This is a genomic window from Caballeronia sp. ATUFL_F2_KS9A, assembly GCF_023630765.1.
Classification (GTDB): domain Bacteria; phylum Pseudomonadota; class Gammaproteobacteria; order Burkholderiales; family Burkholderiaceae; genus Caballeronia; species Caballeronia zhejiangensis.
This window is the reverse complement of record NZ_JALQEK010000041.1, coordinates 114,359-134,345: the sequence shown is the minus strand read 5'-3', so window position 1 is coordinate 134,345 and position 19,987 is coordinate 114,359. Positions and strand designations below refer to the sequence as shown.

The following is a 19,987-nucleotide window of genomic DNA, read 5'->3' as shown; positions in this document are numbered from 1 at the left end:
GCGGCTTTCAGGCGCGGCGCGCAAGGCATCGACGGCCGTCAGGCAAGACCGGGCGGCGCGGCCCTCAGCACGTCGACATGTTTCGGCACCAGCCCGAGCTCGACGAAGGTGTCGGCGATCTGCTGCTGCTCCGCGATGATCGCCCGCGTGATGGCTTCCGTACCGAAGACCTGCCGGCTCACCGCGAGATCGACGACAGGTTTGGGCAGGCCCCAAAGCCGCGCGAGTTCGCTCGCGAGTTCGTCCGGATGCTGCTTGCCCCATTGATCGACGGCCTTGATCTCCTCGATGACGATCCGGATCACGTCGGCATTCTTCGCCACATAGTCTTGCGACGAAAAATAGTAGGCGCGGTTGCTCACGACGCCGCTCGCGTCCGCCACGACGCGCGCATTCAGCGACTGCTGCGCGGCGGCGAAGTACGGATCCCAGATGACCCACGCATCGATCGAGCCGCGCTCGAAGGCGGCGCGCGCGTCGGCGGGCGCGAGATAGGCGAGTTCGACGTCGCGATACTGAAGGCCATGTTGGCGCAGCAGCTTCACGAGGAAGTAATGGACATTGCTGCCCTTGTTCAACGCGATACGCTTGTCTTTCAAATCCGCCACCGTTTTGACGGACGATTGCGCCGGCACCAGCACGGCTTCGGAATGCGGCCGCGTCGGCGTGGCGGCGACGTAGGCGAGCGGCGCGCCGGCCGCCTGCGCGAAGATCGGCGGCGCTTCGCCCACGTCGCCGAAATCGATCGAGCCGACATTGAGCGCTTCGAGCTGCACCGGACCCGCGGAGAACTCCGTCCAGCTCACGGATACGTTGAGCGGAGCCAGACGCTTCTCCAGCGTTGCACGTCCCTTGAGCAGGTTCAGATAGCCTTTCTGATTGCCGATGCGCAACACGCGCGGCTGCGCTTGCGCGGCTTGCTGGGCGAACGATGCCGGCGTGACCGCGAGCGCGGCGGCGCCCGTCGCGGCCCGCGCGGTCAGGGAGAGAAAAGCGCGGCGATCGGTGGTTTTTGTTTTCGACATGGCGGAAGCTCTGGTTGGCGAGAGCTTCCGATGCTAAGACGAGCGCCCATTCGGACCAACGTAGCGATGCACATATCGCTATCGCAACGGAAGTCATAAGCATGTGCACGCGACGGCAATGCGGGCGTCGCGCCAAATCTCCACGCCTGCTTTCTTCGTGACAAAAACTTCGTTCCGTCGGAGCGGCGGCACCGATAGAGTGCCAGCCTCGCCATCGTGCCGCCGCCCGGCGACGCACACCGGCGCAACGAACAAGGAACTCACCAATGAAAATCAGGACCTGGGGCGCGGTGCTCGCTGCACTGCTGGCAGTGGCTTCGAATGCCGCGCATGCGGACAGGCTGGACGACATCAAGAAAGCCGGCGTGCTGCGCGTCGCGGCGTTCGACAGCAATCCGCCGTTCGGCTTCGTCGATCCGAAGGACAATCAGCTCGTCGGTCTCGATGTCGACTATGCGCGCGCGGTGGCGAAGAGCCTGGGCGTCAAGCTGGAAGTGCAGCCGACCAATCCGGCCAACCGCATCGCGTTTCTGAAGTCGGGCAAGGTCGATCTCGTCTTCGCCAACTTCACGATCACCGACGAGCGCAAAAAGGAAGTCGATTTCAGCACGCCGTACTTCGCATCGGGCACGCAGTTCATCGCGAAGAAGGGCGTGCTGAAATCGCCCGATCAGATCAACAGCCTGCGCATCGGCGCGGACAAGGGAACGACGAACGAACAGCAGGTGCGGGCGAAATTCCCGAACGCGACCATCGTCGCCTATGACGACACGCCGTTCGCTTTCGCCGCGCTGCGCACGGGCAACGTGCAGGCGATCACGCAGGACGGACCGAAGCTCGTTGCGTTGCTCGCGCGCGTGCCGGACAAGGCCAGCTACGAAATTCCGGCCTTCACGATCTCCAACGATTACGAAGGCGTCGGCGTGCCGAAGGGCGAGACGCGCCTGCTCGACGCCGTGAACGGCACGCTCACCAAACTCGAAACGGACGGCGAAGCGACGCGCATCTACGACAAGTGGTTCGGCCCGAAGAGCGCCGCGCCGCTGCCGCGCCTCTTCAAGATCGGCGATCCGCAGAAGAACGGTTGATCGCCGTCGATCATGCATAGCTGGCTCGATCCGAAATATCTCGCGTGGCTGGAGCAGGGCTTCGCCGTCACGCTGATGTTGTCCGCCTGCGCGGCGATCTGCGCGACGCTGCTCGGCTTCGCGCTGGCCGTCGCGCGCACGTCGGGCAATGCGGCGCTCGCACGCGTCGCGGCATCGTATGTCTTCGTCTTTCGCAATTCGCCGCTGCTCGTCCAGTTGCTGTTCTGGTATTTCGGGGCGGCCGCGTTGCTGCCGTCCGAATGGATGACGTGGCTCAACACGCCGCATGCCGCGACGTTCGGGCCGTTCGTTTTGCGTTGGCCGAGTTTCGAGCTGTTCGCGGGCTGGATCGGATTGACCTGCTACACGACGGCGTTCATCGGCGAGGAGTTTCGTGCGGGTATGCGTGGCGTGAGTGCGGCGCAAGAGCAGGCGGCGGCCGCGCTCGGCATGAGCCGATATGCCGCGCTGCGCTACGTGATCCTGCCGCAGGCGCTGCGCATCGCGACGCCGCCGCTCGCCGGGCAATACATGAACGTGGTGAAGAACTCGTCGCTGACGATGGCGGTAGGCGTCGCGGAGCTTTCGTACATGTCGCGTCAGGTCGATACCGAGTCCTTCAGGACATTTCAGGCATTCGGCACGGCCACGGTGTTCTATGTGCTGACCATCGCGGTCATTGAAGCGGCGCTGGTCGTGTGGCAGCGCACCGGCGTGCGCGCGCTGCGGCGAGTCCACGCATGAACGAGGTCGACTGGTTCGCGTCGCTGCGCTATCTCCTGCTGGGCGCGTTTCCTTCCGGACCGCTCGGCGGCGTTGCGCTGACGCTCGCGCTTTCCATTTCCTCCGCGATTCTTGCGGCGATCATCGGGCTCGCGGGCGGCATCGCGCTTTCGATGACACGCGGCGTCGCGCAGATCCTGCTGACCGCGCTCGTTGCGTTCTTTCGCGCGATTCCCGTGCTGATGCTGATTTTCTGGACCTTCTTTCTGATGCCGATTCTGCTGCACGTCAATGTGCCGGGCCTCGCGACCGTCGTATGCGCGCTCGCGCTGATCGGCGGCGCGTATCTGTCGCATTCGGTCCATGCGGGCATCGTGTCGATCGGCAACGGGCAGTGGCAGGCGGCGATGTCGCTCGGCCTCACGCGCTGGCAGGCGCTGCGCGAAGTCGTGCTGCCGCAGGCCGTGCGCGTGATGATGCCGTCGTTCGTCAATCAATGGGTCTCGCTCATCAAGGATACGTCGCTTGCCTATATCGTCGGCGTGCCGGAATTCACGTTCCTCGCCAATCAGCTCAACAACCGGTTGATGGTCTATCCGGCGCAGATCTTCCTGTTCGTCGGCTTCGTCTATCTGATGCTATGCGGTGCGCTGCAAGCGCTCGCGCACGCACTGCTCTCGCGCCGCTCCGCAGAGCGCAGCCGGGTCCGCACGATGCCTGCAATGCAACGCAGAAAAGCTCGTTTGTGAAACGCGTCGCGCGGGCCTAGATTGATGTCATCGTCATTTGAAGGTAGCGAGTCATGGCGCATATCCTGACGTCTTGCTGGCACATGCTGTCCAACCGTTTCGAACGGTCGCGCGAGCGCCGCTTTCTGCGTGAAGCCAGACGCGCGATGAATGCGTGCGGGTGCGAACCGCCGCGCACTTCTACGCGCGGCGACGGAGAGGCGAGCCGCGCGGAGCGGCTTGAACACATCGCGTTATTCGCGCAGGCGGGCTACTTCAACATGGGCCATGCGGTCGACATGTTTCAGCCGCCGGTCGAACCGCCGCTGTTTCGCTGCGATGCAGGCGGCGCGTCGACCGCTCGCTCCCATCGATGAGCGCGCGCGACGAATTTACCGCTCGCGCATCGCGCGCCCACGCGAGCTGACCCATTACATAGAAAGGACTGCACTGTGGCTGTATTCGACATCGACGACATCGTCCAATCGCTTCAGACAGTCCGCCAGCAGTGGCGCGAAGCCCAGAAGCGCTCGCTCGAACCGGGCGGGCGCGAGCTTCCCGCACGCGAGGCGCTTGGCGACATCATCGGCGCACTGAAAGGCGCGCTCTTTCCGATGCGGCTCGGACCGCCCGACCTGCGACAGGAAAGCGAAAACTTCTACGTCGGCCACGCGCTCGACTTCGCGCTGCAAGGGCTGCTCGTGCAGGCGAAGCTCGAACTGCAATACAAGGCGCGTCATCTGCCGCGCGACGATCACGCCGTCGAAACGCGCGCGAGCGATGCGATACGCGCGTTCGCGAAAACCCTGCCGCGCATTCGCAGTCTGCTCGACAGCGACATCCTCGCGGCCTATCAGGGCGACCCGGCGGCGGGCAGCGTCGATGAAGTGCTGCTCTGCTATCCCGGCATTCTCGTGATGATTCACCATCGCGTCGCGCACGAGCTCTACCGGCTCGGGTTGCCGCTGCTCGCGCGCATCGTCGCGGAACTCGCGCATGGGGAAACAGGCATCGACATTCATCCGGGCGCGCGCATCGGCTCGGGCTTTTTCATCGATCACGGCACGGGCGTGGTGATCGGCGAGACGGCGGTCATCGGCAATCGCGTGCGCGTCTATCAGGCGGTGACGCTCGGAGCGAAACGCTTCCCGCGCGACGCGGAAGGTCATCTGGAGAAGGGCCTCGCGCGTCATCCGATCGTCGAGGACGATGTGGTCATCTATGCGGGCGCGACGATCCTCGGACGCGTGACGCTCGGACGCGGCGCGGTGATCGGCGGCAACGTATGGCTCACGCACGACGTCGCGCCCGGTGCTTCGGTGACGCAGGCGCTTTCGCAAAGCGGTGAGGAAGGCGCGCGTGCGTCCGCAGTGGAGGTTGCGCGGTAAGCACTGTTATTCGCGAAGCGCAAGCCTGAATGCAGAAGTTCAAGCGCGCAACGCATGGAAAAGTCAACCATGCGCCGCGACGCTCACGCCTGACCGAGCACCCCGAGCCAAGCCTGACCGATGACTTCATGCGCCGCATCCGCGTTCGGCGGATGAAACGCGCCCGCGCGCACATCGCGATACAGCCGTTCCAGCTCGCTATGACGCGACAGCGAAGCCGCGCCTGCGATCTTCAGCGCGAGGTTCACCACGCGCAACGCGCCATCGACGGCATGCTGTTTCGCCGCAAGCAAGTGCGCGATCCACGGTTCGCTTTCGCCGTAACCCGTCCACCAGCGCTCGGCCGCGCGCTCGACGAGCGCCTCGATGCTCGCAAGCTCGATGGCCGCCTGCGCGACCGCCTGCTGCGTCAGCGGCTTGTACGCATAAGTCTTGCCGCCGATGGCCGGCGATGCACGCTGCTTCGCCGATTCCACCGCGATGTCGAACGCGCGCTTCGCGATGCCGTAATAGACCGCGCCGAGACCGGGCAGCACCGCGCCGAGAATGCCATCGACGAAAGGATCGTCGGGAATGCCCGCGGGCAGCACGCGGATCACCTTGTCGCGCGGCGCGATGGCGCCTTCGAGCCAGGTATCGTCGCTGCGCGTCGCGCGCAGGCCGAGCGCATCCCAGGTCTGCACCGTGCGATGTCCCGCCGCGTCACGCCGGATGAATGCATGCACGATCTTCGGCGCCTGTGGATCGGAGTCGTCGATGCCATGCACGCCGAGCCAGTCCCATGCGGGCGCGAGCGAGGTGAAGATCTTGCGGCCGTCGAAGCGATAGCCGCCGTCCGGCAACGGCGTCGCCTTCACCGACGACCACGCGAGACCGAGATCGTTGCCCGGCTCGCCATGGCCTGCCGCGAACACCTTGCCCGCGCCCGCTTCCTCGAGAATCCATTGCGCGGACTTGTCGCCGCGCCGATACAGATGCAGCGCCGCGCCGACCCAGTACAGATGCATGTTCAGCGCAAGCGCCGTCGATGGCGCGCGGGCCGCGAGCCGCACCTGCTCGCGCAGCAGTTGCGGCAGCGTGAGGCCGAGTCCGCCGAATTCGATCGGCACCGTGGCGCGCAGGAAACCGGCTTCGTGAAGATCGCGCAGGTCGTCGGAGAAGAAGCGATTCTCGCGGTCATAACCGGCGGCGCGCTGGCCGATCGCATCGAGCAGCGCGTCGGACAGCAGATGCGAGGCATCACCCGGCGCGGGCGACGCGATGACGGGTTCGAGTACGGCGCTCATCGAAACTCTCCTGTGTGCGGATGCGGGATCGGCATTACGCGAGCGCCGAGAAATACTTCTCGTCGGGCACGACGCCGGCCGCGATGAAGATGCGGTTCGTATGGTTGAACCACGACGCGGTTTCGATCGCTTCGAGGATATCGGCGTCGTCGAGGCCGAGCGCGCGCAGGCGGTCGAAGTCCTTACGGGTAATCGCGCGCGGCGATGTCGTGATGGTCTCGGCGATTTCGGCGAGCGCCAGTTGCCGCGCGGACAGATCCGCGAGGTGATAGTCGAGCGCAATGCGCCGGGCCTGCACGCGGTCGCCGAGCGCCTCGCCGAGCGCATGCGCGTGATGGATTGCGCACAGCCCGCAGCCGTTCGTGCGCGACACGATCACCGCGATCAGCTCGCGCTCGTCGAGCGGCAGTCGTCCGCCCGTCGCGCTGAAAAGTTTCTCGAAGTACTGCGTGAAGCGGCGCGCGGTATCGGCATTCAGGGACAGCGCCCGAATCCAGTTGTCGCCGCCGTGCTGCTCGACCAGTTGCCGGAGATCGTCGCTCAGCGCATCGTGCGTCGGAACATCGAGCCGTCCGATGACGTGCGTCTCAGTGCTCAGAACTTCTGCCATGTCACATGCCTCGCCTGGAAGGAGTGAAGAGAAGCTGCGGCTCATTATGCGCAGCGATCTTTCGTGCGATCCAATATCGATTTGCGATTTGCAATTCGGCGAGCGCGATGTGTCCAAACACCGATTAGCTTATGAAAAATCAGTCACACCGCTCGTCGGCGAGTGCGTTAATTTGGATGCCCGAACATAGCGCCAGGAGACTCCATACGATGTCCACTCTTGCACCTTCAGATCCGTTCGCCGATCAGCTGAATTCGGATGCCGATGCAATACGCGAACCGGTTTCCCGTTTCGGCTTGCCCGACGAGGCCCGCTTGCCGCCGCACGTCGCGGCGATCCACGCGAAGTTTCGCCGTCAGTATGGCTTCGTGCCCAACTGGCTTGCGGCGCTTTCCGTCAACCCCGATACGGCGTACCGGCTCGTCACGTTCTACGAGCATCTATTCGATCCGCACCGCAGCCATCTCACGGCAGCCGAGCGCGAGTTGATCGCGGTGGTCACGTCGGCCGTGAACGAATGCAGCTATTGCGTTTTCAATCACACGCAGGCGCTGGCGGCCGTCTCGGGCGATACCGTGCGTGCGCAGCGCATCGCGCAGGGCTTTCGCCATGTGCGGCTGTCCGTGAAGGAGGCGGCGCTCGCGGAGATCGCGGAGCGCCTCACGCGCGAGCCGGGCAGCATTCGCGATGAGCATCTGCAATGGCTGCGCTCGATAGGCTTCACGCAGCAGGCGGTGACCGAAGTGCTGGAGATATCGGCGTTCTTCAACTATGCGAACCGGCTGACCATCGCGTTGAATGTGGTGCCGGACGAACAGTTCTTTGCGGGCCGCGATCCGGCGACACTATGAAGCCGGGGCCTGTTTCCTTCCGAAAACAGGCCCCGCGTCCCGATGATCGGCGATGCTTCGCCGTCGCGTTCAATGCTGCGGCGCGTCTTCCCACGCCGGCAACGTCGCCCCGTGATACACGGAAAGAATCGACGACGCGACATTCGCCTGCTGATAGCTCTCGACCAGTGCCTTGACCCACGGCGCCTGCGCATCTTTCGCGTTCACCGCGATGAAGTTGCGATACGGATTGTTCGTCACCTTTTCCTGCGCGATGCGCTCCTGCGGAATCTGGATGCCCGCCTTGATCGCCCAATCGGTATTGACGACGGCGGCGTCGACATCGCCGATCGCGCGGCCGACGATACCCGCGTCCAGTTCCTTGATCTGCACATGCTTCGGGTTGCTCGCAATGTCACGAGCGGTCGGCAGCAGGCCGACGTTCTCGCGCAGCTTGATGACGCCGTTCGCCTGCAGGAGCAGCAGGGCGCGGCCTTCGTTGCTCGGGTCGTTCGGCACGCCGATCGACGCGTTCTGCGGCAGCGCGTCCACCGACTTCACCTTGCGCGAGTAGAGGCCGATCGGCTGCACATAGGTGAAGCCGACCGGCACGATGTCGTAATGGCGCGCCTGGATCTGCGCATCGAGATAAGGCTTGTGCTGGAACGAGTTGGCGTCGAGATCGTGCTGCGCGAGCGCCTCGTTGGGCTGCGTATAGTCGGAGAAGGTCGTGACCTTGACCGTGATGCCTCGCTTCGCGGCGTTGGCCGCGACGGTGCGCCAGACATCCTCGTCCTCGCCGGACATGATGCCGACCCGCACGGTCTGGTTCGCCGCGAACGACGGCTGCGCGCTCACGACGGCGCACGCGAGCAGGACCGGGAACAGGACAGTCTTGAATGAATGCTTGATCTTCACGAATGGACAGGCAGGCTGGTTGAAAGAAGCCGATGCTAGAGGCGCGGCGCGTGCCCGGCAAATAATATCGGACGCTATGGATATGTCCCGTCGCATGATTTGCAAATGGTCAGCGCGATCGAGCGTGTTTGCGCGAGTTGGAGTAAGTTGACGCGGTTCGCCACTCCTTCATTCATCGACGCGATGCCACAGTCCCGACAACTCCATCTCGGCGCATTCATGCGTCCGGTGAGCCTGCACACCGGCGCGTGGCGCTATCCCGGCGCGTATCCCGATGCGAACTTCAACTTCCGGCATCTGAAGCGGTTCGTTCAGACGCTGGAGAAAGCATGCTTCGATGCCTTCTTCATGGCCGATCATCTTGCCGTGCTGAACATGCCGGTCAACGCGCTCAAGCGCAGCCACACGGCGACATCGTTCGAGCCGTTCACGCTGCTGTCCGCGCTCGCTTCGGTGACCGAGCGCATCGGCCTGATCGCTACTGCATCGACGACGTTCGACGAGCCGTATCACATCGCGCGGCGGTTCGCATCGCTCGATCATCTGAGCGAAGGGCGCGCGGGCTGGAATCTCGTCACCACGTCGAACCCGGATGCCGCGCTGAATTTCGGCCGCGACGAACACATGGAGCACGACGAGCGCTATCGGCGCGCGCACGAGTTCTACGATGTCGTTACCGGTCTCTGGGATAGCTGGGCCGACGACGCCTTCGTGCAGGACACGCAACGCGGCCTCTTCTTCGATCCCGCGAAGCTGCACGTGCTCGATCACAAGGGCGAATATCTGTCGGTGCGCGGGCCGCTGAACATCGCGCGGCCGGTGCAGGGCTGGCCGGTCGTGGTGCAGGCGGGATCGTCCGAAGCGGGCAGGCAGCTCGCCGCCGAAACCGCCGATGCCGTCTTCACCGCGCAGCCGAATCTCGCCGCGGGCAAGCGCTTTTATGCCGATGTCAAAGGCCGGATGGAGCGCGCAGGCCGCGCGCGCGAGCATCTGAAGATACTGCCGGGCGCGTTCGTCGTAGTGGGCGACTCGCGTGACGAAGCGCAGGAAAAGCGCGCATTGCTCGACACTTTCGTGCATGACGACAGCGGTTTCGCGTCGCTGTCGATCGCGCTCGGCCACGATGTCTCGTCGTTCGATCCGGACGGCCCGTTGCCCGAGATTCCCGAAACCAACGCGAGCAGAAGTGCGCGCGAACGCGTCATCGACATGGCGCGCGCGGAGGGGCTCACCGTGCGGCAACTGGCGCAGCGTGTCGGCGGCTATTCCGGCTTGCAGATGGTCGGCACCGCGACGGATATCGCCGACGAAATGGAACAGTGGCTCGTCGAGGAAGGCAGCGACGGCTTCAACGTGATGTTCCCGTATCTGCCCGCGGGCCTGGATGATTTCGTCGCCAAGGTGGTGCCGGAGTTGCAGCGGCGCGGCATTTTCCGTCGCGCTTACGAGGGTTCGACACTGCGTGAGCATCTCGGCTTGCCGAGGCCGGCCAACCGTTTCTTCGCGCGTGGCTGATGCGCTCGGCATCGCGCGGAACGTGCGTCGGGATACCAAGCATCGTCCATCGTCGAAGCGCACGGATCGACCGTATGCTTTCGACGTCTTGCCTGCCTCAGCGCTGTGCGAGCGCGACTTCGCGAGTCACTGCATGCCACGCATCCGGCCGGTGCGAAGCGAACGCGAGTGCGAAGTTCGACGCCTGCTGTCCGACGGTAAACAACTGCTCGACGACCTTCGGATCGGAACAATGGTCGGCGCTTTCGAAGCGCGTTTCCAGCGTGTTGACGGCGGCGCCGAAGGGCGTCGGCCAGCCGCGCAGCGCATGCACGATCGAGCGCAGCGAGGTCAGCACCGTGCCCGCCGCCTGCCAGCCATAAGCGGTGACGATGCTGCCGACCGCGCGGCCGTCGAGATAAGGGCGCTCGTCGTTGCGCAGTTCTTCGAGTGTGTCGAGCGCGTTCTTCACGAGCCCGGAGATACCGCCGTGATAACCGGGCGTCGCGATGACGAGCGCATCGGCGTCGCGCACGGCTTCGATCAGTTCGCGCTGGGCGTCGGTGAGATCGCGCGTTTCGGGCGCGTAGTGGGGCAGGCTGTGCAGAAATGCGCCGCCGAACAGGCGCACGCGAGCGCCGGATTCTTCCGCGCCTTTGAGCGCGAAGCCCAGCGCGCGTTCGGTGGACGATGCAGGGCGCGTAGTGCCGCCGATGCCGACCACGAGCGGCCGGCGAATGGGTTCAATACGGGACAAGATAGCAACTCCGGATAAGGCGGAACAGCGCGCAGCGACTATTCAGCGGGCGGCTAAGACTGACCATGATAGTCGCCCGGATCGCCAAGCGGAAAGCACGAATCGAGCTAAGGATATGCGTGTACATGCCCGCGGCGCGGGAAGGCGGCTTATCGTCGGCGCCGATTTAATCAGCACGGGAAGTCATATCGCGTTCGCGCCGCACGGCTTATGCTGGAAGCCCTTTTTTATTTCGATCGCCAGAATCCATGACGCACCGACCCGCACCGACCGATATCGACATTCATCCTTTGCTCGCCGGACGATGGAGTCCGCGCGCCTATGGCGAACAGCCCGTCGCGCACGCCGATGTGCTTGCGCTGCTCGAAGCGGCGCGCTGGGCGCCATCGGCGTATAACGTGCAGCCCTGGCGCTTTCTCGTGTTCGAGAAGACCCGGAACGCTGCCGCATTCGAGGACGCCTTCGCCACGCTGGTTCCGTTCAACCAGACGTGGAACCGGAACGCGCAAGTGCTGATCGCGGTGCTCGCGGATACGCTCAACGCCAAGGGCGAGGTCAATCCGAACGCGAGCTACGATACCGGCGCCGCGGCGCTGGCGCTGCTGCTCGAGGCGCATGCGCGCGGCCTCGCCGCCCATTCGATGAGCGGCTTCGACGCGAAGGCCTTGCGGGACGCGTTCGGCATCGCGGAGCGCTACACGCCGCTCGCCGTGATCTCGGTTGCGCATCATGGCGATGTAGGCGTGCTGTCCGACGCGTTGGCCGAACGGGAGCAAGCGCCGCGCAAGCGGCTGCCGGTGGTCGACATCGCGCAGTTCGGCGGGTGGAAGAACTGAGTAAAGCGGGAGCGCGCCGCGACATGGCGCGCGACTGTGCAGCGCACGGTTTCTCGTCCGGGGTGTAAAGCCCATGTCGATTCGCGTCGATAAAGACTAGTCAAAACGTGCGCCGCGTGCGCGATCCGAAAAATTCATGAAAGATAAGCCAGCCATCCAGCTCGCGCACGGCGATGCGTCGCACAAGTGCACGGGTTGCCGCGTCCCCGATAGCGACGTCATCGATCTGGCCTTCGCGTTCCAGCCTATCGTCGATACGCGCAATGGCGTCGCGTATGCCCATGAGGCGCTGGTGCGCGGCCCGAACGGCGAATCGGCGGGATCGGTGCTCGCGCGGGTCGACGAAGCCAATCGCTACCATTTCGATCAACGCTGCCGCACCGTGGCGATCGAACAGGCCGCGTCGCTCGACATGAGCGGATTCCTGTCGATCAATTTCATGCCGAACGCGGTTTATCAGCCTGAAGCGTGTATCCGCAGCACGTTCGAGGCGGCCGAGAAATTCAAGTTCGCGACCGATCGCATCATCTTCGAGACCGTAGAGGGCGAGAGCGTCATCAGCCGCTCGCATCTGGTCGAGATATTTCGTGCGTACAGACGCTTCGGCTTTCAGACCGCCATCGACGATTTCGGCGCCGGCTACTCCGGGCTCACGCTGCTCGCCGAATTCCAGCCAGATTTCATCAAACTCGACATGGAACTGGTGCGCGGAATCGACACGAATTCGGTGCGGCAGAGCATCGTGCGGGGCGTGTTGTCCATGTGCGGCGATCTCGGCATCCGCGTGATCGCCGAAGGCATCGAAACCCGTGGCGAGCGGGACTTCTTCTTCGCGCAGGGCGTCACGCTGATGCAGGGATATTTCTTCGCGAAGCCCGCGTTTCGCTCTCTGCCCGCGCCGACCGAAGACTGGACAGTCCAGTCCTGAGCGCGCGAAATTGCCGTTTCAGCCGTGCTTTTCGCAAAGCAAGCTGACTTGGCGACCAAAACTCTTCAAGGCCGAAAAATTGCTAGGAGGTAAAAAACACCACTCAAAGGCCGGTTATGCCAGAGATCGTTCCACTGCCGCTCACGAAGACAGGAATCCCCGAACTCGATGTCGTTCTGCGCGGCGGGCTGCCGACGCATCGGCTGCATCTCGTCGAAGGGGCGCCCGGCACTGGAAAAACCACCATCGGCATGCGCTTCCTCATTGCGGGCGTCGAGAAAGCTGCGAAGTGCCTGTATGTCACCTTTTCGGAGTCGGAGCAGGAGCTTCGAAGCGCGGCAGCCACGCATGGCTGGGACATGTCCGGTATCGATATCTTCGAACTGATACCGGACGAGGCCAACGCATCGCGTCAGCAAACGGTGCTCTTTCCGTCGGAGGTCGAGTTCGACAGGACCATCGAACGGATCATCCGCCGCGTGGAGGAGACAGGCGCCGAGAGGGTCGTCATCGACAGCGTGTCGGAGTTGCACATGCTCGCGCAAAACAAGCTCGCCTACCGGCGGCAGATGCTCGAACTCAAGCGCTTCATGCAGGGAAGGGAGGTCACCGCCATCCTTCTCGACGACCTTCTGAGCGGAGAGGACGGAGAACTTCATAGTTTTGTCCATGGCGTCATCACGCTCCAACTGATCGAGCGCGACTACGGCGCCGCGCGCAGGCGGCTGCGGGTCGCAAAAATGCGCGGCATGAACTTCCAGAGCGGATGGCATGACTACATGCTCGTGCCGGGAGAAGTGCTCGTGTTTCCGAGCCTGATCGCCGACGAACATGCGAGTCTTCCCGGCGGAGCGCCGCTCGAAAGCGGCTTCGCGGACCTCGATCGCATTCTCGGCCACGGACTCGATCGCGGGACGACCACGATGATGATCGGTCCATCGGGTGCGGGAAAATCGTCGATCGCCTTGAGCTATGCGCTGTCGAGCGCGAACAACGGCGAGTTTGCGTCCTACTTCTCGTTCGATGAGACCTACGAGACATTCCTGCGACGCGGCCACAGCCTGGGCCTGAGCGCGGACGAGGCCATGGCGAGCGAGCGATTCTCATGGCGGCGGATGAACCCGTCGCGTCTCTCGCCGGGCGAATTCGTGTGGGCCGTGCGCCGCGATGTCGAAGACCGCAACGCTCGCGTGGTCGTCATCGATAGCATCAATTCGTATCTGAGCACGATGCCGGAAGAGCGTTCGCTCGTGCTGCATCTGCATGAGTTGCTCACCTATCTGAATCGGCGCGGCGTCGTGACGATCATCGTGCTCGCTCAACAGGGCGTGGTCGGCGATGTCCAGAACCCGATCGACCTCAGTTTCCTCAGCGACACCGTGTTGCTTCTGCGCTTTTTCGAAGCCGCGGGCCGTTTGCGGCGCGCACTTTCGGTCATCAAACAGCGAACGGGCCTGCACGACAACGCGATCCACGAATATCAGCTTTCGTCGATTGGCGTGGAAGTCGGGCCACCGCTCGAAACCTTGCGCGGCATTTTCACCGGCGTTCCGACCTACGAAGGCGCCCGCGAAGAATTGATCGGCGAGGGCGACCAACCGGCTGACGCGTCATGATGCGTGACGAAGCGCCGACGACGGTGCAGGTGCTCGCGCCGGTCGGACAGGATGCGCGGATCATCGTCGAGACGCTGCGCGCCGGCGGCATCGATGCGCTCGAAATCGGCACATTGGCCGATATCTGCAAACAGCTTCGGCAAAACGACGGCATGAGCATCGCGGGGCTGCTGTTGACCGAAGAGTCGCTTTCCGAGCTGGCGCCGTCGGGCGATTTTGCCGACTGCCTCGAAAAACAGCCGCCGTGGTCGGACATTCCTATCTGCATTCTGACCGTGCCGGGCGATCGTCCGAGCACGGTGCAACGCTGGCGTCTCTTCGAAGCGCTCGGCAATGTCACGTTGCTCGCACGCCCGTTGACCGCGGAAGTGCTTCAAAGCGTGGCGCGCGGTCTGATTCGCGCGCGCGCACGGCAGCTTCAGACGAAACGGCATCTCGACGAGCTCAAGGACGCCGCGCAGCTTCTGGAACGGCGGGTCGCCGAGCGCACCGAAGAGCTGATGACGGCCGAAGAAACGCTTCGGCAAGCACAAAAGATGGAGGCGATCGGTCAGCTCACGGGCGGCATCGCGCACGACTTCAACAACCTGCTGCAGGTCATCAACACCAACATGGAGTTGACCAAGCTGCGCATGCGCCAGGGCCGTTTCGCCGACATCGAACGCTTCGTCCAAAGCGCGCACGATGCGACGCAGCGAGCCGGCGCGCTGACGCATCGGCTGCTTGCCTTCGCACGCAGACAAACGCTCGACCCCAAGGCGATCTCGCCGAACCGCCTGATCGACGGCATGCTCGATCTGATAAGGCGCACCTTGGGACCGTCCGTCGAAGTGAATGCGCGGCTCGAAGAAACCCTGCACACGACGTTGAGCGACCCGGTGCAACTGGAGAACGCCGTGCTCAACCTGTGCATCAACGCACGCGACGCCATGCCCGCGGGCGGCACGCTGACGATCCGCACGAACAACGTCTCCTTCAAGGGACGCCTTGCGCGCCTGCACGGTTTGAGCGATGGCGATTACGTCGTGATCGCGGTCGCCGACACGGGATACGGCATGGCAGCGGAAATCATCGACAAGGCGTTCGATCCGTTCTTCACCACGAAGCCCTTGGGGCAGGGCACGGGCCTGGGCTTGTCCATGGTGTACGGATTTTCGCGTCAGTCGGGGGGCAAAGTGTCGATCGAGTCGCAGGTCGGCAAGGGCACGACGGTGAGCATCTATCTGCCGCGACTGACGGATTCGAAACCGGAAGCGGAAGATTTGCCGGCGACGATCGTCCTGCCTGCTGTCGGGAAGCAGCGCACGGTGCTCGTCGTCGATGACGAAGCCGATATTCGCCTGGGCTGCACCGAAGTGCTGAAGGATGCGGGTTTCAATGTCATCGAAGCCAGCGACGGTCCGTCCGGGCTCGACATCCTCAATTCGAACGCGGAGATCGACATCCTGGTCAGCGACATCGGCATGCCGGGCATGAACGGGAAGGAGATGGTGGACCGGGCGCGGTTCAGGCGGCCCGCCTTGCCGGTCCTTTTCATGACGGGATATGCGGAGAAATCGGTGTTCGGCAACGGCAGGGTCGAAGAGGGCGCGCACCTGCTGACGAAGCCGTTTGCGATCGAAGAACTCGTGCTGAAAATCAACGACATGATCGACGCAGAAGACTGACGCGCTCGACGTCGAGCCTGCGAGACGGGAACGCCGGAGCGTCGTCTTGCCCTGTCATTTCGAGTACACTGCCGACCTGAAGTGGCGGGATCGGAACCGACAGGTACGGAACGGCGGCGGCAAATGGGTAGCGATGCCCGGCTTGCCACCCAACATAATGGATCGACGCAATGGACAAACTCGCGCGGCTACGCAGCGAAGTTCCGGGACTTGACGATATCTGCGACGGCGGACTGATAGCGGGCTCGTCTTATATCGTGCAGGGACGGCCGGGAGCGGGAAAAACCATCCTCGCCAATCAGATTGCCTTTGCGCAAGCCCGTCAGGGACACAAGGTTCTCTACATCACGCTGCTCGCGGAATCGCACGACCGGCTGTTCCAGTCGCTATCGGCGCTGAGTTTCTACGATGCGAGCCGCCTCGGCAAGGATCTGACTTACCTCAGTCTTTTTCGCACGCTTCGCGAGAAGGGACTCGATGCGCTGGTCGCATTGCTGCGCTCCGAGCTCGCGCGCACGCAGGCCAGCATTCTCGTGCTCGACGGATTGCTCAATGCCCGCGAAAGCAGCGAAACCAATCTGGACATCAAGACCTTCGTCGCGGAATTGCAAGGTCATGCTGCGTTCACCGGTTGCACGGTTCTCTTCCTGACCAGTGCCCGGATCGACGAATCCAGTCCCGAACACACGATGGTCGATGGCGTGCTGCACCTCGAGGAGAACCTGTTCGGGTCGCGCACCGTACGGCACATTCGCGTTGCGAAATCGCGCGGCAGCCGTGCGCTGAGCGGCTTGCATCTCTATGAAATTTCGGAGCGCGGCATCGCCGTATTCCCTCGCCTCGAAGCCGCTCTCGCTCGACCGTCCACGCAAGAGACCGTCGGGTTGACGAAGGTCGCCACGGGTACGGGCGGGCTCGACGAACGGCTCGGCGGCGGTTTGCCTGCCGCCTCGATGTCCGTCGTGGTGGGGCCAGCCGGCAGCGGCAAGACGACCTTCGGAATCGGCTATCTCAACTGCGCGACCGTCGAGCGGCCTGCCGTGCATTTCGGTTTCTATGAAACGCCGGAGCGGCTGTACGCGAAAGCGAAGGCACTGGGTCTCGATCTGCAAACGCTCGTCGAAAAGAAGGCGCTGTGCATGTTGTGGCGCCCGCTCACCGAAAATCTTCTCGACAAGCTCGCCTACGAGCTGCTCGACGCGGTTCGCACGACGCGCGCAGAACGTCTGTTCATCGACGGCCTCGCCGGTTTCGAACGCGCGACCGTCGATCCGCATCGCATGGTCGAATTCTTCGCCGCGTTGAGCAACGAGCTGCGCGCGATCGGCGTGACGACGGTGTGCACCTGGGAAACGAAGGAACTGTCGGGGCCGTGGCGCACCAATCCATCGCCGGAAATCCTGTCGCAGATCGACAACGTGATCGAGATGCGCCATCAGGCGGCGGGTGGTCCTTTGCGACGCAGCATCACGGTGCTCAAGGTGCGCGACAGCCTCTTCGATACATCGACCGCGGAAGTGCAGATTTCCGGACTCGGCGATGGGCTGCACGTCACGGGAACGATGTCCACGGCGCGAGGCGCAATGGGCGACGACGCGAGCGGACGATAGCCAGGCTGCGCGCATGGCTAATCTTGTCGTCGTGGACGATGAACCTCTCGTTACCGATTTCCTGAAGTTCCTGCTGCAGGACTTGGGGCACGTCGTGCATGCTGCTTCGAACGGCGCGGACGGGTTGCAGACGATTCAGCGCATCAGACCGTCGCTCGTGGTGACGGATTTCATGATGCCCGTCAGTTCAGGCGTGGACCTTGCGCGAGCGCTCAGCGGCGACGATGACTTCCGGCGGATTCCGATCGTCCTGTGCAGCGCCGCCCCGCACGCGATCGATCCGGCCGATCGGGCGTTGTTCGCGGCAATACTGCAAAAGCCTTATCCGCCGTATCGTCTGATCGAACTGGTGACATTGCATGTTGAAAGAGGCGGCGCCGGATTGCGCGGCCAGCCGTAGTGACGAACAAGCAGGATACTGAGGATTTGACTCAGTCCCGCGCCGGGATTCCAACCGTTTTTGTATGGCTGTGAGCGGTCCATGACGCGTGTCCTTCTCGTTGATGACGAACCTGATCTGCTCGAAGCGTGGAGCTTCGCGCTCGAATATTCCGGCTACGAGGTGGAACGCGCGCGCGATGGACGAGAGGCCATTGCCGCGATGCAACGCTCGGTGCCCGACCTGCTCATCACAGACCTGATGATGCCCGGCATGGACGGAGAGGCATTGTGCCGGGCCGTTCGCGAGCGGCCGGAATGGGCGGCGATTCCCATCGTGCTGCATACGTCCGCCCATGTGGCTCGGCCAAGCGGCATCGTTCTCTGGAACGCCTTGCTCAGAAAACCGGCGTCGATGGACCAGTTCCTGAAGACCGTTGCCGAACTCACGCAGGGATTTGGACAAGGAGAGGATCGATCGTGACGAAGCGTCCTCTGGCAACATCACCACGGCTCTTCCGATGACCGACTCGACTTCCCGTTCGGCGGAAGCGAGCGCTGTCGGCACGGCCGACCGGGCGATCTTCGACCGCTTGATCGAGCCGTATCTCATGCTCGACCCGGGCCTGAGAGTCGTGTTCGCGAACCGGGCATGGCTTGCGATGTTCGGCGAGACCGAAGCGGCTTTGGGGCAATGCGAACATCTGATCCGCGCGCTCGTGGCGAATCTGCACGCGGGTCAGCGCCGCCTCTCGCCCGCTTTCAGCCTGGACACGCCGGATCGCGCCGCCACGCACGAACAGCCGTCGCGGTACTGGCAGATCCACGTCTCGCATCTTCCCGCGACCGCCGATGAACCGCCGCTCATCCTGCTGCGCTTCGATGACGTCACGATGCACACGCTGGCGACGCGCACGGAACGGCGAGAGAAAGCGCGACTGCGCTCGCACGCGCGGCTCCGGCAGATTCTTGCGAGAGAAGCCGAGCAGCGCCTGCACGATCATCGCGTTCGGTTCGAACGGGCGTTGGCTTTCGCTGGCGTGGGCGCATGGGAGCTCGACGTCGGAACGGGCGCGGTACATTGCAGCGAACAATGCGTCGAAGATCTCGGCTTGCCGGACATCGCCGGGCTGGATCGGCAAAAGCTGTTCATCGAGCAGCCCGATCCGGTTGCGGAGCACTGGCAGGCGCTGCAAGCCAAACGAAGCTTCGAGTGCGAACGATGCATCGATGGAGCGCGTGGCCGGCGCTGGGTCCTGATTCGCGGCACAGGGCAGTTCGCGGACGACGGCACCATGCAGTCGGTGATGGGCTTCACGCTCGACATCACGTCGCGCAAGGAACGTGAGCTCGAGCTGTCCGCGACGGCCGGCGAGGAACGTTCGGGGCGCGAGCGCAGCGAAGCGCTCGCCAAGACAATGGATCATTTCATCGCGGCCGTCAGTCACGAGTTGCGCTCGCCTTTGAACGCGATCGTCTCGTGGGCGGAACTGCTGCAGGTCGTCGCCGATCCTTCACACGTCGCGCGGGCGGGCGAAGCGATCCGCCGCAACGGCCGCCAACTGTCGCATATGGTCGACGATCTGCTCGATAGCGGCGCGGTCGTTACCGGCAAGCTCTCGGTTCATCTGCAGCCGGTGGATATCGGTGCGCTCGCGCTCAACGTCGTCGAAGACATCCGCAAGACCGCGGAGCACAAGGGCCTGCGATTGCAGACGCCGCACGTCGAGCCGTGCATCGTCATGGCGGATGAAAGCCGCCTCGAGCAAGTCGTCTGGAATCTGCTCACGAACGCGGTGAAATTCACGGACGCGGGCAGCGTGTCCATTTCCGTGAGCACATCGGACGGCCAGGCGGTGCTGACCGTTCAGGACACGGGGCGCGGCATTGCACCCGATGCGCTGCCGGACGTCTTCGACCGCTTTCAGCAGATCGCGCCGCAGTCGAGCGGACGCGTCGGCGGCCTGGGGCTCGGACTGTGGCTCGTCAAGAACATCCTGAGCCTGCACGGCGGAACGGTCGATGTTGCGAGCGCCGGACGCGGGCAGGGCGCGACTTTCACCGTGCGTCTGCCGCTCGACTCGAACTTGCGTTGAGAGGCGCAC

The 19,987-nt window shown here is 63.6% G+C and carries 19 protein-coding genes; 14 read left to right on the top strand and 5 right to left on the bottom strand.

From position 1 onward, the window contains the following. Positions 1 to 38: 38 nt before the first annotated feature. Positions 39 to 1,025 (bottom strand): sulfonate ABC transporter substrate-binding protein, encoded by a 987-nt coding sequence (locus NCS67_RS26525; RefSeq protein ID WP_250437295.1) that lies wholly within the window; start codon positions 1,023 to 1,025, stop codon positions 39 to 41. Between the two features lie 266 nt (positions 1,026 to 1,291). Here NCS67_RS26525 and NCS67_RS26520 point away from each other — a divergent pair, with 266 nt between their 5' ends. The 4 genes from NCS67_RS26520 to epsC all read left to right on the top strand — a co-directional run bounded on the left by NCS67_RS26520 (position 1,292) and on the right by epsC (position 4,952). Beyond that, the gene (locus NCS67_RS26520; protein ID WP_008346764.1) at positions 1,292 to 2,113 is read left to right on the top strand and encodes an ABC transporter substrate-binding protein; all 822 of its coding nucleotides are present in this window, start codon (positions 1,292 to 1,294) and stop codon (positions 2,111 to 2,113) included. A 12-nt stretch (positions 2,114 to 2,125) separates the two neighbouring features. After that, on the top strand, positions 2,126 to 2,857 hold the full coding sequence (locus tag NCS67_RS26515; RefSeq protein ID WP_008346762.1) for an amino acid ABC transporter permease: 732 nt from the start codon (positions 2,126 to 2,128) through the stop codon (positions 2,855 to 2,857). Beyond that, positions 2,854 to 3,585: an amino acid ABC transporter permease gene (locus tag NCS67_RS26510; RefSeq protein WP_008346760.1), complete on the top strand. Its 732-nt coding sequence runs from the start codon at positions 2,854 to 2,856 to the stop codon at positions 3,583 to 3,585. Before NCS67_RS26515 ends, NCS67_RS26510 begins: the two co-directional genes overlap by 4 nt. Before the next feature lie 431 nt (positions 3,586 to 4,016). Beyond that, positions 4,017 to 4,952: a serine O-acetyltransferase EpsC gene (gene epsC, locus NCS67_RS26505; protein ID WP_008346756.1), complete on the top strand. Its 936-nt coding sequence runs from the start codon at positions 4,017 to 4,019 to the stop codon at positions 4,950 to 4,952. 83 nt (positions 4,953 to 5,035) lie between these two features. On the opposite strand, the gene NCS67_RS26500 is transcribed toward epsC, so the two are convergent. Then, on the bottom strand, positions 5,036 to 6,238 hold the full coding sequence (locus NCS67_RS26500; protein WP_008346754.1) for an acyl-CoA dehydrogenase family protein: 1,203 nt from the start codon (positions 6,236 to 6,238) through the stop codon (positions 5,036 to 5,038). Positions 6,239 to 6,272: 34 nt separating this feature from the next. Beyond that, positions 6,273 to 6,848 carry a peroxidase-related enzyme gene (locus tag NCS67_RS26495; RefSeq protein ID WP_250437294.1) on the bottom strand — a complete coding sequence of 192 codons (576 nt, stop codon included), beginning with the start codon at positions 6,846 to 6,848 and terminating at the stop codon, positions 6,273 to 6,275. Between the two features lie 209 nt (positions 6,849 to 7,057). Here NCS67_RS26495 and NCS67_RS26490 point away from each other — a divergent pair, with 209 nt between their 5' ends. After that, complete coding sequence (locus NCS67_RS26490; protein WP_175981605.1) at positions 7,058 to 7,699, top strand: peroxidase-related enzyme; 642 nt, start codon at positions 7,058 to 7,060, stop codon at positions 7,697 to 7,699. Between the two features lie 69 nt (positions 7,700 to 7,768). Here NCS67_RS26490 and NCS67_RS26485 read toward each other — a convergent pair whose 3' ends face one another. Beyond that, positions 7,769 to 8,596, bottom strand: a complete 828-nt coding sequence (locus tag NCS67_RS26485) for a MetQ/NlpA family lipoprotein (RefSeq protein WP_008346747.1) — start codon at positions 8,594 to 8,596, stop codon at positions 7,769 to 7,771. Between the two features lie 183 nt (positions 8,597 to 8,779). Between NCS67_RS26485 and NCS67_RS26480 the strand changes: the two genes are divergently transcribed. Continuing rightward, positions 8,780 to 10,111: an LLM class flavin-dependent oxidoreductase gene (locus NCS67_RS26480; RefSeq protein ID WP_250437293.1), complete on the top strand. Its 1,332-nt coding sequence runs from the start codon at positions 8,780 to 8,782 to the stop codon at positions 10,109 to 10,111. Positions 10,112 to 10,208: 97 nt separating this feature from the next. Here NCS67_RS26480 and NCS67_RS26475 read toward each other — a convergent pair whose 3' ends face one another. Further along, complete coding sequence (locus tag NCS67_RS26475; RefSeq protein WP_033535800.1) at positions 10,209 to 10,847, bottom strand: NADPH-dependent FMN reductase; 639 nt, start codon at positions 10,845 to 10,847, stop codon at positions 10,209 to 10,211. A gap of 248 nt (positions 10,848 to 11,095) precedes the next feature. Between NCS67_RS26475 and NCS67_RS26470 the strand changes: the two genes are divergently transcribed. From NCS67_RS26470 to NCS67_RS26435, 8 genes are all read left to right on the top strand, one after another. Next, positions 11,096 to 11,683, top strand: coding sequence for a nitroreductase family protein (locus tag NCS67_RS26470; protein WP_008346743.1), 588 nt, complete (start codon positions 11,096 to 11,098; stop codon positions 11,681 to 11,683). Positions 11,684 to 11,819: 136 nt separating this feature from the next. Further along, positions 11,820 to 12,611, top strand: a complete 792-nt coding sequence (locus NCS67_RS26465; protein ID WP_250437292.1) for an EAL domain-containing protein — start codon at positions 11,820 to 11,822, stop codon at positions 12,609 to 12,611. A gap of 116 nt (positions 12,612 to 12,727) precedes the next feature. Beyond that, the gene (locus NCS67_RS26460) at positions 12,728 to 14,227 is read left to right on the top strand and encodes an ATPase domain-containing protein (RefSeq protein WP_008346739.1); all 1,500 of its coding nucleotides are present in this window, start codon (positions 12,728 to 12,730) and stop codon (positions 14,225 to 14,227) included. Further along, complete coding sequence (locus NCS67_RS26455) at positions 14,224 to 15,894, top strand: ATP-binding protein (RefSeq protein WP_250437291.1); 1,671 nt, start codon at positions 14,224 to 14,226, stop codon at positions 15,892 to 15,894. Before NCS67_RS26460 ends, NCS67_RS26455 begins: the two co-directional genes overlap by 4 nt. Positions 15,895 to 16,064: 170 nt before the next feature. Further along, positions 16,065 to 17,504 (top strand): ATPase domain-containing protein, encoded by a 1,440-nt coding sequence (locus tag NCS67_RS26450; RefSeq protein WP_008346736.1) that lies wholly within the window; start codon positions 16,065 to 16,067, stop codon positions 17,502 to 17,504. A 13-nt stretch (positions 17,505 to 17,517) separates the two neighbouring features. Then, positions 17,518 to 17,904: a response regulator gene (locus NCS67_RS26445; RefSeq protein WP_008346734.1), complete on the top strand. Its 387-nt coding sequence runs from the start codon at positions 17,518 to 17,520 to the stop codon at positions 17,902 to 17,904. Positions 17,905 to 17,985: 81 nt separating this feature from the next. Continuing rightward, positions 17,986 to 18,366: a response regulator gene (locus NCS67_RS26440; RefSeq protein ID WP_008346733.1), complete on the top strand. Its 381-nt coding sequence runs from the start codon at positions 17,986 to 17,988 to the stop codon at positions 18,364 to 18,366. Positions 18,367 to 18,403: 37 nt separating this feature from the next. Continuing rightward, positions 18,404 to 19,978, top strand: coding sequence for a sensor histidine kinase (locus NCS67_RS26435; protein WP_250437290.1), 1,575 nt, complete (start codon positions 18,404 to 18,406; stop codon positions 19,976 to 19,978). The last annotated feature ends 9 nt before the right edge of the window (positions 19,979 to 19,987 follow it).